The following is a 14,249-nucleotide window of genomic DNA, read 5'->3' as shown; positions in this document are numbered from 1 at the left end:
GAAAAAGGGCTGCACATATTGAATAAAAAAGGATCATTCTGTTCATCCCGTTCCCCCTTTCTTCTATACAATACTTATTTTCATTATCATCAAAACGACAGCAACCTTCAATCTTTTCGGCAAAAGAAAAAAGCACAAGGAGAGTTCCCTGTACTTTTGCATCTATTCATCATTCCGTTATTTTTTATTTGGAAGAATGGTGAATCCTGTCGTGGATAAGGTATGGAGCAATAATTCATGCATCAGTTTATAGCCTTCATCATTTGGGTGAATAGCATCAAGCCAAATCGACGGATTTTTCCCCATGGCGTTTGTTTTGGAGACGATGACTCCCTTTTCGCCGATTGCCGTATTCCACAGGCGGAACAACAGGTTGGTAAAGCCGAAATACTGTTCTTCTTTTTTCATGGAATTGTACAAGTTGTTTTGGACGATGATGACTTGGTCATTGGCGTGTCGGAGCAGCGCATAGATTTGGAGCAGGTTTTGGCGGTAAGTGCGCTTCAGGATGGCGAACTGCCGTATCAAGCCCTTGGCTCCCCCGTCCCGGAATCCGCGAAGCAAGTCGTTGCCGCCAATATTCAACAGCACAAGATCGGCTTGTTCAAGTGATGTGCGCCAGGAGCCTGTCTGCATTTTTTGGACCAGCCCGCTGCTGGTCAAGCCGTTGATGCCCAGATTGGTGATGCGGCTTGCCGGGAAGGTTTCTTTTAGGTGGTTGCTGATGCCGCCTTTGGTGCCATAGCCATAGGCCACCGAATCACCTAAAATGACGATGTTTTCTATATCAAGTGGGGTTTTGGGTTTTTTCGAAGCGAGAAAAGGTGCTCTTTCAGAAAGGGCACCGGATCGGATTTTAATCAATCTGCTGCACGTCCCTTCTTGCTAATTTTCTCTCTTATTTTAACATATTTCGGCAGTCGACCTATCCCTTGAGGATTCCTGAAAGTCGTTTTTTTACATTTGTGACCGCAGGCTTTATTATAAAAAAGACTTTATGGAGAGGAGGGATTTGATTGATCAACGACTGGTTGTTGAATTCAACACATATCGTGGTTTTTACCGGCGCCGGCATGTCGACGGAAAGTGGGTTGCCGGACTTCCGCTCAGCGAATCAAGGATTATGGCAGCAAAAAGATCCCAGCCAGGTTGCCAGTGTCGAGGCACTGAATACAAATGTCGACGAATTTATCGACTTCTACCGGAAACGCGTTCTTGGTGTGAAGGAATACAGCCCGCATAACGGCCACCGGATTTTAGCGGAATGGGAAAAGCGGGGCCGGCTCCAGTCCATCATCACCCAAAATGTCGATGGCTTCCATCAGCAAGCCGGCAGCAAACATGTTGCCGAACTGCACGGCACGCTGCAGAAGGTCCATTGCCAATCATGCGGAACCTCCAACAGCAGCGAAGCATTTCTTGAAAGTTCCTACCGCTGCGGCTGCGGCGGCATTTTGCGGCCCTCTGTCGTGCTGTTCGGGGAAATGCTGCCGGAACAGCCTTTTGAGATGGCCTATCAAGAAGCTGCACGCGCTGACTTATTCATCGTTCTCGGTTCTTCGCTTTCCGTCACGCCCGCCAACCAGTTTCCGCTCATCGCTAAAGAACATGGCGCAAAACTGGTTATCGTCAACCAGGAAGCCACACCGATCGATGATTACGCCGACCTGGTGATCAATAACCGCCAGATTGGCGATGTCTTAGCGGAATGGCAACGCTTTGAATCGGTTTAAAACATCAACAGCCGGAAATTCAATAAGGTTGCTGGAATCGGTTCACTGTGGATTGCTTTGAAATTTTGGCGGGCACAAAAATGTCCCATCAAGGCAGTTTTAAAAACGGCCACTCCGACATTCCAGGAGCATTTTAGCGCGCGGACAGTATTGTGCCGAGTTTCGACTGTATTTCATTCGTTTGGACAGTATTTATCGTATTTGGACTGTATTTTACCCAACTTGGACAGTAAGCTCTATTAATGGAATAAAACAAATTTTTTCAAATAAAATCCAAAAAAAGTCTCGGTCCACCATCTCCTGACAACTGCATACAAAGCAAAAACCACGGGAGAAAAATCAATCATTTTTCTCCCGTGGTTTTATTTTAGTGCCTTACGCGACTGCCCCTAATTTCCATTGTTCCACTCCATATTTTTGAAAACCAGAGCAAGCAGCGGTAAATCAACGAACAGTTCCGGAAAGTTAAGGAAATCCTCATCCGTCTGGCCGTCTCTTTTCAAGCGCGCTTCTATTTCTTCAGCCACCGCAAATATCCAAACCCCATATCGGGCAGAACTCTCAATCCTTGCCCCGTCACCACAGGAAGCAGATTCTCGATTTCCGAACGCATCCTTTCGGCCTACTTAGCGGGATAAGACCAGAACCCCTATCCCTTTTCTGCACGTTGCTCTTTCTGCTCTTAACCCTAAGGTCCTCTTGTGTCTGCTCAGCCCGTTAATTGGTATAATCAAGGAAATAAGTGAAATTCACTCGACTGAAAGGGGCATTTCTGTGATTCATACCATACCGCTTGATTCAATCAACCTCCATTCTTCCTTTAACCGGGATTACAAGCCGATTCTGACCGTCGATTCGGGCGATACCATCCAGTTGAAGACGATCGATATCCAATGGGGCTATTCAGCAGCCCAAAACGAAGAACGGACGATTTTCACATCCCGTGAACAGGAAGACAAGCTTGCCCATCCGATTTTCGGCCCTATCGCGGTGGCTGGCGCAAAACCCGGCATGGTGCTTGAAGTGCGCACCAATAAACTCATTCCCGGCTGGTACGGGCGCAATTGGGCAGGCGGAATCCCAGCTTGGCAAAATGACAAGCTGGGCATCACCGACAGCGAACGGCTGCAGGTGGATTGGAAACTCGATGCAGCAAGAATGACGGGCAGCTGTAAACTCGCCGGGCAGGAATTCAAAATCGGTTTGTCCCCGTTTCTCGGACTGATGGGCGTAGCGCCTAAAGAAGCCGGGACTTTCCCGACAAAACCGCCGGGCTATTACGGCGGCAATATCGACTGCAAGGAACTGGTGCCAGGCAGCAGTTTGTTTCTGCCCATATCTGTAGACGGTGCGTTGTTTTCACTTGGCGATGGCCATGCCCTTCAAGGCGACGGCGAAAGTTCCGGCACAGCAATTGAATGCCCGATGGATCTCGCTGACATCACGCTGATTCTCCACAAGGACATGGAACTGTCCATGCCGCGCGCCCACACACCGGCGGGCTGGATCACATTCGGGTTCAATGAAGACCTTAACGAAGCGGCAGCTGGCGCGTTGGCTGAAATGGTCTCGTTCATGCAGCAGCTGTACGGCATAACGCGCACGGAAGCCACAGCTTTATCAAGTCTGGCTGTCGACCTGCATGTCACACAAATCGTTAATGGGGTGAAAGGAGTTCACGCCATTTTGCCTCACGGCGTCCTTCGCTGACGGGTGTTTTTGAAACTTTTTGCGGGGTGCCCCGTAAATAAAGGAAGAGGTGATGGAGATGTACTGGAAAATACCAGCTAAGATTTTATTAGGGGTCCTGCTGATTTTCATGCTGTTTCCCTTGCAGGCCTTGGCCGTTGAGTATTCGATTTCTGAAGTGGAGATCGACGCACAGGTAAACGCGGACGGCACCGTGGCTGTGGTGGAACAGCATACCTACGAATTCGAAGGCGAGTTCAACGGCATCACACGGGAAATCGTTCCGAAAGAAGGAACGTCGATCCAGAAGTTCAACGGCTTTGAAGATGGAGAAGAACTGGAAACCGAACGTGACGGCGATCTGTACAAGGTATTCCGTGCAGGCGAAGACGAAACCGTAACGATTGAATTGCGCTATGAAATCCAGGATGCGGTGGATAAATTTGAAGATGGCGCCGAATTCTACTGGCCGTTCTTCGATGACCGCAATGAAAGTGATTACGGGCAGATGACGATCACCGTCCTCCCTCCCGCTCCGTCGGAAAATACGGAATTTGTCGGCTATGATGAAGCCTACGGAACGGGCAGCCTGCAGGACGGCGGCGCCGTCCGCTTTGATATGGACGCTGTGCCGGAAGGATCCAATGGCGATGTCCGCGTCATCTTTGACGCACAGCTCTTTCCCGCCCTGGTCCAACAGGATGGATTTATCCGCGGGGAGCTGGCAGCTGAACAAGAGCGGCTGGAAGACGAAGCCATCGCTTTTGCGGCAAGACAAGACACAGCTGCTGCCCTCGGCAACGGACTGATTCCAGCTGCTGGTGCTTTGCTGCTTGCAATGGTCGCCTGGGCATGGAACCGTGCCCGCAAAACCAAACAGCAGGCACAGCCAGGCACCGATGCCTTCTTTGTGCCGAAGCAGAAAATGAGCATTCCAGCAACGCTGCATTTCACCAAATCCTCCATCTTGACGCCTGCCGTAACAGCAGCTGCCTTAATGGAATTGGTGCGCAAAAAGAATATCGAACAGCTGTCTGAAGAGCAATTCAAACTGATTGACCGCAACACCGAATTTGCGCATGAAGCCACATTGATCGACTTGTTGTTCGATAAAGCCGGTGACGGCGAAACTTTTGAAACCAAGGATCTTGAAAGTTATACGAAAAACGAACTGAACCACTCTTCCTATAACGAATCGATCACCGCCTGGCAACAGGGTGTCGCTGAAGAAGTGAAGCAGCACAGCTTGTACGGCAAGCATCCGTTGCTGCGCTGGACGGTCGGGTTGATCGGACTGGCCTTATTTGCAGCAAGCATCTTTTTCGGGGTAATGGCTCTATTGCCATTGATGTTTTTTTCTCTCTTCATCGGCATCGGTTTTGTCGCATTTTGCTTCTACTCCCCGATCACTCGTGAAGGCCACGAGATCCGTGCGGAATGGAAGCAACTGCGCACGGCTATGGAAAACCTGGATGCTTCGGAATGGGAACGCTTGACGCAGGATGAAAAAATGCGGGCTTACGCCTACGTACTGGGAGCAGATGAAAAATCAACAAACCCGAAAACACAGGGCTTCACCAATGCCTATAGCGAATCGGCTTTTGCGGACTTTGGGGTGTTCTACAATCCAGTCCTCCTGACGGGTATTTTCCTCGCTGCGAATTCCAGCACCAATGCCTCGGCGAGCGGGACAGGCTCTATGCCTGCCGGCGGAGGAGGAGTCGGTGGCGGCGGTGGCGGCTCCGGCGCTTTTTAATCCACAGACAAAAACGGCTGAGACTTTCTCAGCCGTTTTTGTTTTGTCTGGTGTTTCTTAGGGAAGTAAAAAAGAGACGCTATTTTTTGCATATGGAGGAATATTTGATGATTACTGCCCACTCAGCTTTATTGACGAAAGAAGATTTTACCGTACGGACAGATTTGCCTGAATGGCTGCTGGCCGAGTATAAAACCTTTCACGAAACCGTGACCGACAAGACCTTCCCCTGCTACTTCGGGATGAGCGGCGAGTTGAAGGGAGAATTGCGCTACGCTTATATCACGCAGGACGACTGGCGCAATTTGCCGGCTGCCGTTGAGTCCTTCTTGACGCTATTCAATGATCCGAAACATAAGCGCCACGGATTATTCGTTTTTGTGGAACCTTTCAACGAAGAAGGTTCACTGGAAACCTACCGCCAGCAGTTCTGGGACATTCTCCAATACCTGCATGACGAAGATGAGATGGAATGGCCAAAAGATGCACCGCGCGACCCCGACCATTATTTATGGGATTTCACCTTCCAGGGAGAGCCAATCTTCATCTTCGGCAATACGCCGGCCTACAAGCAGCGGAAAACCCGCGACCTTGGCAACGCAATGGTTCTGGGATTCCAGCCCCGCCGCATCTTTGAAGGATTAAAAGGAACGGAAAAAGGCGGCGTCATGTCGCGCGAAAAAGTACGGCAGCGCGTAGAGGCATGGGATCACTTGCCGACGCATCCGGACATCAGCCACTTCGGTGATCCTGACCACAACGAATGGAAACAGTTTTTCATCGGAGACGACAGTGAACCGATACAGGGAAAATGTCCGTTTACGCATAAAGAAATGAAATAATGACAAGCTTCATCTTTATCTAAAGAACAAGATCAAAGACATAAAGCAGTATTCTAAGTTTTTTAACAAATATTGGCCAATAAAAAAGAGCTGTACCGGCAAAATAACGGTACAGCTCTTTTCACTTGGGGTTAATACCAGTTCTTTTTAGGGTAGTAAAGCTATAACGGGGAAACAGAAAATGCATCCTGCTCTCTGTGTCTCTTCCCTTCCTATAGGCGTACTGTGGTTTTCCGCTCATGCAAGACAACATCCCGGTTGACATTAAATGCTTCATCCTGATCGAGCAGCAAGATATCAAAAAGCCTTTTAACGGCTTCCTGCCCCAGATTTGCAAGACTGTCGGTTGGACCCACAGATGTCAATCCGAACGCTGAATGCTGCCCGATTTCTGAATTCCCGATGCCGAGGATGCTGATATCTTCAGGGACCTGGTACCCAGCCTCCTGGTAAAAATCCAAAAGCTGGATGGCGATTTCATCCGTGGCGGCCACGATAGCCGTCGGTTTTTTCTTTAAACCCTGGAGTTCTTGAAAAGCTTCGTACAAAGAAGCTTTATCCGTATCGGTGATCACCAAACGTTTTTTACGGACTTTGCTTTTCGCCTCCTGTAATGCATGGATGAATCCTAAAAACCGATCCTTATAGGTTGGATTAGCCAAAGGCCCTCCAACCCAGGCAACTTCTGCATGGTTTGCATTAAGCAAGTAGCTCGCAGCTAAATAACCAGCTTCGACATTATTCAGACCGATTGCGTGTTGGGCACCAGCATAACTTGAATTCAACAGAATGAATGGAATATTTGATTGAGCCAATTTCTCATGACTCGTTTCATCGAGCATTACGGACGCTAGAATAATGCCATCTGCTTTGCTGGATAAGACAGCATCGTATGTGTCCGTTTCATTTTCTTTTGTGACAAAATGAACGTTGACCTGATAGCCCTGTTCTTTTGCATAGCTTATAATAGATGGAGCAGCACCGATAAAAATCGGGTCATCCAAAGGGCCGGCAATCAAACTGATTGATTTGGTTTTTTCGGCGATTGGAACTGCCTCTTCTTTCCCATCCAGCGAATAATTCAAGTCATTTACAGCAGCCATCACTTTAGTGTAAGTTTCCTTTTTTACTTGATCTGGTTTATTCAATACACGTGAAACTGTGGTCTGTGAAACACCAGCATGTTTTGCTACATCTGTTGTCGATACCAATTCGATCACCCTGCCCTCTGATTTATTATGAATGACTTTTAGCCAGTCATTCGGATTCATTATTCGTTTGAATTTTATTTGCTCTTTTACTATACCACGCGCCGCCTTTATCTACACCTAAAATTTAAAATGAATGAATAAAATAACGACTGTGCTTTTATGGAGGCATTTCAAACCACCGAAAGGAATGAATAAAAAGAATGAATAAAGAAAACTACCTGAAGCGATTTAACGCTTCCCCGGCGCAGGAACATTACCTCCAGAACTTGACTGAGCTGCAATCTTTGCATATGCAGAATATTCCTTTTGAAAACTTAGATGTCATTCGCCGGACTCCGATTTATTTGAATCTGGAAAGCATTTACGACAAAATCGTCAATCAACACCGCGGCGGCTATTGCTATGAAATAAATGGTTTGTTCCATTGGCTGCTGAATGAATTGGGATTTGATGCAAAACTGATTTCCGCTACTGTCCAAAAGCCAGATGGCACCTGGTCGAAATCTGATACACATGCAGCCATTCTTGTTGAGCTCGATACCTTCTATCTGGTCGATGCAGGATTTGGGGATTCCACCATTAGCCCGATTCCGCTCGGCGGTGAACGGCATACAGACCATAGCGGCACTTACCGTGTGGAACAAGTTGACGAGGTTTATTATGACTTGATTCGTGAGAACGATGAAACGGAGAAAGTGTTGTACCGGTTTTCAACAACAGCAAAACAGCTGGCGGATTTCCACGAAGGATGTGTTTTCAACCAAGTCTCACGGGACTCTCCTTTTACTCACGATGATCTGGTCACGCGTGCCACTGAAAACGGCCGAATCACCTTATCCGGAAATCAGCTGACGCGTTCTGAAAATGGCGGAAAAGAAAAAACCCAATTGTCTGAAGCGGAAAAAAGAAACGTGTTGAAAGAGGAATTTGGCATTGACCAGGATTTGCTTGAAAAACAGCTCCACTAATGCCTCCTCCTTTGAATGAATTAGAAAACCCCGCTCAAGTTTGAGCGGGGTTTTCTGCTATTATTCGAATGCTTCCGGATAAACGGTTTTAGCCACTAATTCAACGGCATCCCCGATTCGCGGACCGGGACGGGAAGTGATATCGGAATCCAGGAAAAAGACCTGATCATTTTGAATTGCCTCGATATCCTTCCACCCTTCACGGGCTTTGATTTCGTCAATTGGATTTTCCACGTATGAAACGGTTGTCGCAATGATTTTCGGATTTCGTTTGATGACTTCTTCTTCAGAAATCTGCGGCCATCCTTCCAAATCGCCAAATAGATTCTCCACATTTGCGTGGTTCAGAATTTCCTGTTGGAACGTGTTCTGTCCAGTCGTGTAGATTTCCGGTGAGGGGCTGATTTCAAAATACAATTGCTTTGTCTCAGCCGCCTCCACTTTTTCCTGGACGCCTTCGATCTGTTCTTGGATAGACGCAATCAGTGCGTCGCCTTTGTCTTCAAGCCCCATTACAGTGGAAATCTGCTCGATGTCCCCATAGACGTCTTCAAAAGATGTGGCCGACTCGATGACAAACACTTGTATTCCAGCTGCTTCTAAATCCTCATAACCGGTTGGTGCGCCTGTCGAATAGCCGATGACGACATCAGGATCCAGTTCAATGATGCGTTCTGCATTAAAAGCCACCGAATCGGAAACACGCTCCACTTCGGCTGCCTCCGCCGGGTAATTATCGTAATCCGTGGCGCCTACGACTTTGTCTCCAGCTCCGATTTCATAGAGGATTTCGGTATTGCTTGGAATCAAAGACACGACAGTTGCAGGAACTTTTTCAAAAGTCAATTCCTTGTCCAAATCATCTGTTACTGCGTAGTTTGTCTGTTCTTCAGCTTCGGCTGCTGTTTCTGTATCAGCCGTTTCGGATTGGCATGCGCCAAGAGTTAATGCCACAGCACCGATGGATAAGTACTTGAATAAGGAAATTTTCATTATTAGTTGGCCACTTCTTTCTTTTTGGGTTTGGTTGGATAGGACTTGCTGGCAAATGGAATTTCTTCCACTCCGTGATGCTGGTTGACATAAACAGCCATGGTGAACAGCACATTCGCCAACAGGTTGGCGTAATCAAAAAGGATTTCCGGAACTTCCCGTTCCAGGCTCACTTTGTGCAGGGCGCGGACAGATTTCTTCGCCTCACTACGGCAGACATGCAGTACACAAGCGCCTTGAGTCCCTTGGGGCAAAACGAAGTTGCCGATTTTGTCCCTAGTGGAGTTGACATAATAATCATACATGCTACTTAATGCGGTCAAATCTTCTTCCTGGACGGCTAGTTTTCCGCGCACGGAGCCATTTAAATGATAGGCTACCGGCTGGAGCAGCTGCAGATCCCGCTGTACTGCTGCTACTTCCTTTGTCAGCGCCAGGGCTTCCCCGATGCGCGTGGTCAATGAATCTGTCCTGATCTCAAAATCCACCGTGGATGCAGATTCCCGCATGAATGGGTAACAAAGGTAACGCATGTCTCTCTTCATCTTTTCACCTCGCTTTTGTCTGGTGAAAATCACCGCATTGAACGCTCCCGCAAAACAGCAAAAAGCCGCCCTCAAAAAGAGGGCGGCGCCATAGCTATTCAGAGACATACTTCAGCAGTCAAAAATAGAAACGTTGCCGTATGATTCCCTTATCTTCCGAAGAGTAAAAATACGTTCAAAAAAAGGTAGGTCTCCTGGCTTGTGCATCGATTTACTCTAAGAACCTTCCCGTTGGGATGACTTGGGTCATCCGTACAGTGGCATTTTCTTATTTCATACGCACTTACAGTTGCGGAAACAGCCCCGGAATCTAACCGGGTTCCCTGTTATGCTGACGAATCAGCACCTTTTTTCTGCATGATTATTCACTTGTTTTCAGTGTAGCATATTCCAAACGCAAATAGACAGATAAAAAAATCTATTACTCCTGATTTGTCAGCAATTTCACTTTTCTCGGTTCTGCAAAAACAATCCGTTTGTGCCATCTTAGATAAGGCGCATGTTCAGGTGAGACCGGTACTTTCATGCTCTTGCGCAATCTGTAGACCGGATAGTCTTCTTCAGCAATCCGGCTCGAAATATGGAGCCTGCCCCCGCCGGTGAATGCAATATAGCCTGCCGAATAGAGTGCTGAATGATTGGCGCAAAGCAGGATCCCGTTGAATGGATCCAGCCGCTCTGTGTCTGAGCTGTCTTTCCATGGCTTGGCGTGGGTCGCTTTCAGGACCGCTCCGATCGCAATGCCGCAAAGCGGACATTCGCCGTTCCATTGCGGCAGCAAACTTTCACGGAATTGCTCCTTGCCTCTGCGCATTTTTGTTTTGATTTCCAGTTCCGCTTCGGCAATCAGCCCAAGCAATGGATTGTGTTCGGTTTTTTTGATGACTTCCATTGATAATTCCAGCTGCTCTACTTCCAAAGTGAAAATATTCAACGCGCTGATCAGCTCCAGCAACTTCATCGCCAGCTCTTCATTGCAGGGGTAGAGGTAACCTGAATTGCCGCTTGCATCTTCCTGGAATGCCGAATACTTCACCGGCAATAAAGGCTCGATTTCCGCAAAGAAGTCCTTTACGGACAACGGCTGATCCAATTCGCGGTAAGCGGCGTGCGCGATAAAGGCGGCTTCGTTTCCGCTTTGCTGTCCGTCCGGATCTTTCGGCTTCAGGCCTTTATGGACATCTTCCCGCACGCGGCTGATGGCCACGAAGGAGCCTTTTACATAATGAAAAACGACATCGCCTTTTTCCAGCTCCTGCATCCGGTTCCAGGAATGCGGCACCATGCCTGATTTGTCGATCTGCGGCGTCCAAAGAACCCCTGCATTCCGTTCGTCCTGATAGGTTTCGCCTTGCATAACAATAAAACTATTCATGAATTGCCTCCTAATGATGGTGATGCTCAAATCCAGTTGATCTTATATAGTAGAGCAGATTATTCGAATCCAAACGCTTACCTCTAGTTTAACCCAAAACAAGAGATTTTGCCGGGGAAAAAGAAAAGCGGAAACGGCCGTTCAGCTCCGAAAGGCATAAGACGCGCTGACGAAGCGGCGCCCTTTGCCGCATAGTCAGTGTGGCTTATGACCCGAGGAGTTGGCCGTTGGAGCTGGACAATAAAGAAAAGCGGAAACGGCCAGCTAAAGGAACGTAAGCTATAAGCGCGACTTCCTGTCGCAACGCTTACATGATCCGCATCCTGCGGACCTCCGACAGGCATAAGGCAGACCAGCGAAGGAAGCGTCATACCTCCTCCGCCATTTCACTTTTCCGCGGAGCAGTGGCTTTATACCACTGCCAGCAAAGGATGACGATAATGGCCAGCTCAATAAAATCCCCGCCGTAATACATCACCATGGCCCCTGTTTCTGCCTGTTCTCGCGGCACACCAGCCGGCGGATTGGCATAGATGAGTTTTGACAGGATTTTATGCGCCGCCAGCGATAAAATCAGAACAATTGACCGGAACACATACCCCAGGCGATGACTTGTTACATCAATATAGATGATGGAAGCGGTGAATAGGTACCCCGCCAGAAATATGTGCAGATGAATTAGGGCATACACGATCAGGGATTGGTGCATAAACGCATATAAATCGGTCATATACAGCCCATACAAACCGCCGATATTCAGGATAAATGCGGTAATCGGATGGCTTAACAGCCGAAATGGCCGACTTTTCAAGAGAAAAGATACCCTTCTGGCCAACTGAACAGGCAGTGACCTCAATAACAATGTCATCGGCATCGCCAGCAGGAACAGCAGCGGAGCCAGCATCCCGAGCAGCAGATGCGTCCACATATGTCCGATGAAATTTTCATGTGCATATTCCGCCAAAGGTCCTGTAAAGACGTTAGCTGTGACAAAAAGACCAAGGCTCCACAACAAATAGCGATGCAAGGGCCAGGTTTTGAAACGCAAACTTGTCAAAACAGCGGCCAACGGATACAACAGGAAGGCCAGGAAAAGTAAAACAACGGCGATTGCCTCCAGACTGGTTACACCTACAGGCAGGTTGTGTTCCATCCCTGCCCCTCCTTTCTTGATCGTTCTGGCAAATCCGGATTACACTTCCTTTTCCCCCTCTACCCGCTTCTTCATTCCGTTATGTATCATGGACCGATTCTACTAAAAAAAAAACAGCCGCTCCAATGAAAAAAGCGGCTGTCTGACTCCAAGAATCTTATTCTACGCATTCACTGCTTCTGATTCCTTTGCTTCCACAAAAGCTGTCACTTTGTTTCTTCCATTTCGTTTGGATTGGTAAAGTGCCTGATCTGCTTCCCCGATCAGCTGGTCCAGCGTTTTATTGTAGGAATTCAAGGATATTCCCATCGAAACGGTCAACTTGCCTTCCGGCTGCTGCTCTTCGCCTTCAAAATGATACTGCTCGATCCGGTCACGGACCCGCTCGGCAATCTTCAATGCTTCCGCGTCATCCAAAGGGTCTGTGATGCAAAAGATGAATTCTTCCCCGCCATAACGGGCGATATAATCTTTTTTCCGTGTATGGTCCCGCAAGAGCTGGCCTATCGAGCGGAGTACTGCATCTCCTTTTTGATGGCCATGGGTATCATTATAGGTCTTGAAATAATCCACATCGATCATCACAATGGCCATAGGGATATGCTGCGCTACCAGCGTTTGAACTTTGTTCCTGAAAAAGCGGATATTGGGCAATTGCGTCATGGGATCCTGGTTCGAATAGAACTCAAGTTCCTTGCGGACAAGGATGTGGTGATTCTCTCCATTTGCGATCAGCCCCATAGCCAACGCAGCAATTACCGCAAAAAACATCATCGAAAGGGTGATGAAAATGGTTGCTGGTGTAGTGACCAGCATCGTCATCGATTTAAGGACTTCAAACACGAGAAGTCCCAAGACCATCCTTTTGATATCCAATAAGGCAAAAAACTTATTGGCTGTTTTTTTATTGCGGAACAGGCTGCCGATGATGACCGGCAATACCACCGTCTGCAGAATCCCTGCAATTACCGTAGGCCCTCCAAGGGAGTAGCGGTAGACAGAAGGAAATACCGCAGACAAGATGCCCACTCTCCACCCCCCGACATATGAGATGAAATAAAGCGGCACTTCCCGCAGGTCAAGCCTCATTCCTTCATGGATATAAGGATTGTACATAACGGAAAAAGTCAAAAATCCGATGAAGAGGACAGTCAGCAGCAATAAAAGCTTCGATTCAGTCAAATCCGGAAATAACCATTCCTTTATTTTTAAAGCCAGGTATAATAGCGCAATGATCAACGCCATATTTTCAAGAAAGAAAAAAAGCAATGAATCCATCCATCCAACTCCCTACACAAACATTCCATTATCAGTTTACAGTTTTCATCTCTAAAAATATAGATTAACTACACTATTTTACAGAATATCAGTAAAAAAAAGACAATAGGTTGTCGATTTCTTCCAAATTTCTGTTCACAATGAAAAAGCCCTTCACCAGTCGTGTTCCCTAACCGGTTGAAGAGCCTTGTTGCAGATTACAGCAATTTCGACATATACAGTTCATTGGCATAGTTGCCGTCAATCCATAGGGAATCCCGCTTGATCCCCTCCATTTCAAATCCGATCTTTTCATATAATGCAATGGCCGCTACGTTATGCTCAAGCACCGTCAATTCCATGCGATGGATTCCTGTACCTTTCGCCCACCGCTCCAATGCCTGAAACAACCGGGTGCCTCTGCCTTTTCCCCGTTCGTTCTGCCGAATGCCCAGCACTACATAAACGGAATGCCGTTTCCGTTTGACTCCTTCACCCATCGCAAACAAATAGCCCGTCAACTCCGACGCTTCTTCCACCACCAGCACGACCGTTTCTTCCCCTGCAGCAGCAAGGCGTTTCTCAAGCAGCTCAGCGGTAGTCTTGCGTTCTCCCGGTTCAAACAGCATAAAATTCGATTCTTCCACATGTTTCATAAGAACGGACAATTGAAACGCGTCCGACGGAACTGCTTTTCTGATGATCATCACCATTCTCCTGACATTAG

General features: G+C 47.7%; 13 protein-coding genes and 1 riboswitch. Of the genes, 5 read left to right on the top strand and 8 right to left on the bottom strand.

The annotated features are described in order from the left end of the window. Window positions 1-177: 177 nt before the first annotated feature. Window positions 178-864: an SGNH/GDSL hydrolase family protein gene (locus tag AC1MEO_RS03505; protein ID WP_480334363.1), complete on the bottom strand. Its 687-nt coding sequence runs from the start codon at window positions 862-864 to the stop codon at window positions 178-180. Between the two features lie 152 nt (window positions 865-1,016). Here AC1MEO_RS03505 and AC1MEO_RS03500 point away from each other — a divergent pair, with 152 nt between their 5' ends. The 4 genes from AC1MEO_RS03500 (at window position 1,017) to AC1MEO_RS03485 (ending at window position 6,020) form a co-directional block, all read left to right on the top strand. After that, window positions 1,017-1,733: an NAD-dependent protein deacylase gene (locus AC1MEO_RS03500; RefSeq protein ID WP_480334361.1), complete on the top strand. Its 717-nt coding sequence runs from the start codon at window positions 1,017-1,019 to the stop codon at window positions 1,731-1,733. Between the two features lie 774 nt (window positions 1,734-2,507). After that, the gene (locus AC1MEO_RS03495; RefSeq protein WP_480334360.1) at window positions 2,508-3,443 is read left to right on the top strand and encodes an acetamidase/formamidase family protein; all 936 of its coding nucleotides are present in this window, start codon (window positions 2,508-2,510) and stop codon (window positions 3,441-3,443) included. Between the two features lie 58 nt (window positions 3,444-3,501). Beyond that, the gene (locus AC1MEO_RS03490) at window positions 3,502-5,178 is read left to right on the top strand and encodes a DUF2207 domain-containing protein (RefSeq protein WP_480334358.1); all 1,677 of its coding nucleotides are present in this window, start codon (window positions 3,502-3,504) and stop codon (window positions 5,176-5,178) included. A gap of 107 nt (window positions 5,179-5,285) precedes the next feature. After that, window positions 5,286-6,020, top strand: coding sequence for a YqcI/YcgG family protein (locus AC1MEO_RS03485; RefSeq protein ID WP_480334357.1), 735 nt, complete (start codon window positions 5,286-5,288; stop codon window positions 6,018-6,020). A gap of 212 nt (window positions 6,021-6,232) precedes the next feature. Here AC1MEO_RS03485 and AC1MEO_RS03480 read toward each other — a convergent pair whose 3' ends face one another. After that, window positions 6,233-7,240, bottom strand: coding sequence for a LacI family DNA-binding transcriptional regulator (locus AC1MEO_RS03480; RefSeq protein ID WP_480334356.1), 1,008 nt, complete (start codon window positions 7,238-7,240; stop codon window positions 6,233-6,235). 191 nt (window positions 7,241-7,431) lie between these two features. Here AC1MEO_RS03480 and AC1MEO_RS03475 point away from each other — a divergent pair, with 191 nt between their 5' ends. Continuing rightward, the gene (locus tag AC1MEO_RS03475) at window positions 7,432-8,199 is read left to right on the top strand and encodes an arylamine N-acetyltransferase family protein (protein WP_480334354.1); all 768 of its coding nucleotides are present in this window, start codon (window positions 7,432-7,434) and stop codon (window positions 8,197-8,199) included. Between the two features lie 60 nt (window positions 8,200-8,259). Here AC1MEO_RS03475 and AC1MEO_RS03470 read toward each other — a convergent pair whose 3' ends face one another. From AC1MEO_RS03470 to AC1MEO_RS03445, 6 genes are all read right to left on the bottom strand, one after another. Continuing rightward, window positions 8,260-9,192 carry an ABC transporter substrate-binding protein gene (locus tag AC1MEO_RS03470; protein WP_480334353.1) on the bottom strand — a complete coding sequence of 311 codons (933 nt, stop codon included), beginning with the start codon at window positions 9,190-9,192 and terminating at the stop codon, window positions 8,260-8,262. Between the two features lie 2 nt (window positions 9,193-9,194). Beyond that, complete coding sequence (locus AC1MEO_RS03465) at window positions 9,195-9,737, bottom strand: hypothetical protein (RefSeq protein WP_480334352.1); 543 nt, start codon at window positions 9,735-9,737, stop codon at window positions 9,195-9,197. A 167-nt stretch (window positions 9,738-9,904) separates the two neighbouring features. Beyond that, a riboswitch (cobalamin riboswitch) is annotated at window positions 9,905-10,103 on the bottom strand. A 55-nt stretch (window positions 10,104-10,158) separates the two neighbouring features. Continuing rightward, window positions 10,159-11,112 (bottom strand): HNH endonuclease, encoded by a 954-nt coding sequence (locus tag AC1MEO_RS03460; RefSeq protein WP_480334350.1) that lies wholly within the window; start codon window positions 11,110-11,112, stop codon window positions 10,159-10,161. Between the two features lie 367 nt (window positions 11,113-11,479). Next, on the bottom strand, window positions 11,480-12,265 hold the full coding sequence (locus AC1MEO_RS03455; RefSeq protein ID WP_480334348.1) for a cytochrome c oxidase assembly protein: 786 nt from the start codon (window positions 12,263-12,265) through the stop codon (window positions 11,480-11,482). 162 nt (window positions 12,266-12,427) lie between these two features. After that, window positions 12,428-13,543 carry a GGDEF domain-containing protein gene (locus AC1MEO_RS03450; protein WP_480334347.1) on the bottom strand — a complete coding sequence of 372 codons (1,116 nt, stop codon included), beginning with the start codon at window positions 13,541-13,543 and terminating at the stop codon, window positions 12,428-12,430. A gap of 197 nt (window positions 13,544-13,740) precedes the next feature. Next, window positions 13,741-14,229, bottom strand: a complete 489-nt coding sequence (locus AC1MEO_RS03445; protein ID WP_480334346.1) for an N-acetyltransferase family protein — start codon at window positions 14,227-14,229, stop codon at window positions 13,741-13,743. Window positions 14,230-14,249: the final 20 nt, after the last annotated feature.

It is taken from the genome of Planococcus sp. BI3 (assembly GCF_056680115.1).
This window is presented reverse-complemented; position numbering and strand designations above follow the sequence as displayed.

Bases quoted from the DNA above. Each gene is read 5' to 3' on its own strand.
- AC1MEO_RS03490 (WP_480334358.1), top strand. From the start codon at position 3,502: ATGTACTGGAAAATACCAGCTAAGATTTTATTAGGGGTCCTGCTGATT.
- AC1MEO_RS03485 (WP_480334357.1), top strand. From the start codon at position 5,286: ATGATTACTGCCCACTCAGCTTTATTGACGAAAGAAGATTTTACCGTA.
- AC1MEO_RS03475 (WP_480334354.1), top strand. From the start codon at position 7,432: ATGAATAAAGAAAACTACCTGAAGCGATTTAACGCTTCCCCGGCGCAG.
- AC1MEO_RS03470 (WP_480334353.1), bottom strand. From the start codon at position 9,192: ATGAAAATTTCCTTATTCAAGTACTTATCCATCGGTGCTGTGGCATTA.
- AC1MEO_RS03465 (WP_480334352.1), bottom strand. From the start codon at position 9,737: ATGAAGAGAGACATGCGTTACCTTTGTTACCCATTCATGCGGGAATCT.
- AC1MEO_RS03460 (WP_480334350.1), bottom strand. From the start codon at position 11,112: ATGAATAGTTTTATTGTTATGCAAGGCGAAACCTATCAGGACGAACGG.
- AC1MEO_RS03455 (WP_480334348.1), bottom strand. From the start codon at position 12,265: ATGGAACACAACCTGCCTGTAGGTGTAACCAGTCTGGAGGCAATCGCC.
- AC1MEO_RS03450 (WP_480334347.1), bottom strand. From the start codon at position 13,543: ATGGATTCATTGCTTTTTTTCTTTCTTGAAAATATGGCGTTGATCATT.
- AC1MEO_RS03445 (WP_480334346.1), bottom strand. From the start codon at position 14,229: ATGATCATCAGAAAAGCAGTTCCGTCGGACGCGTTTCAATTGTCCGTT.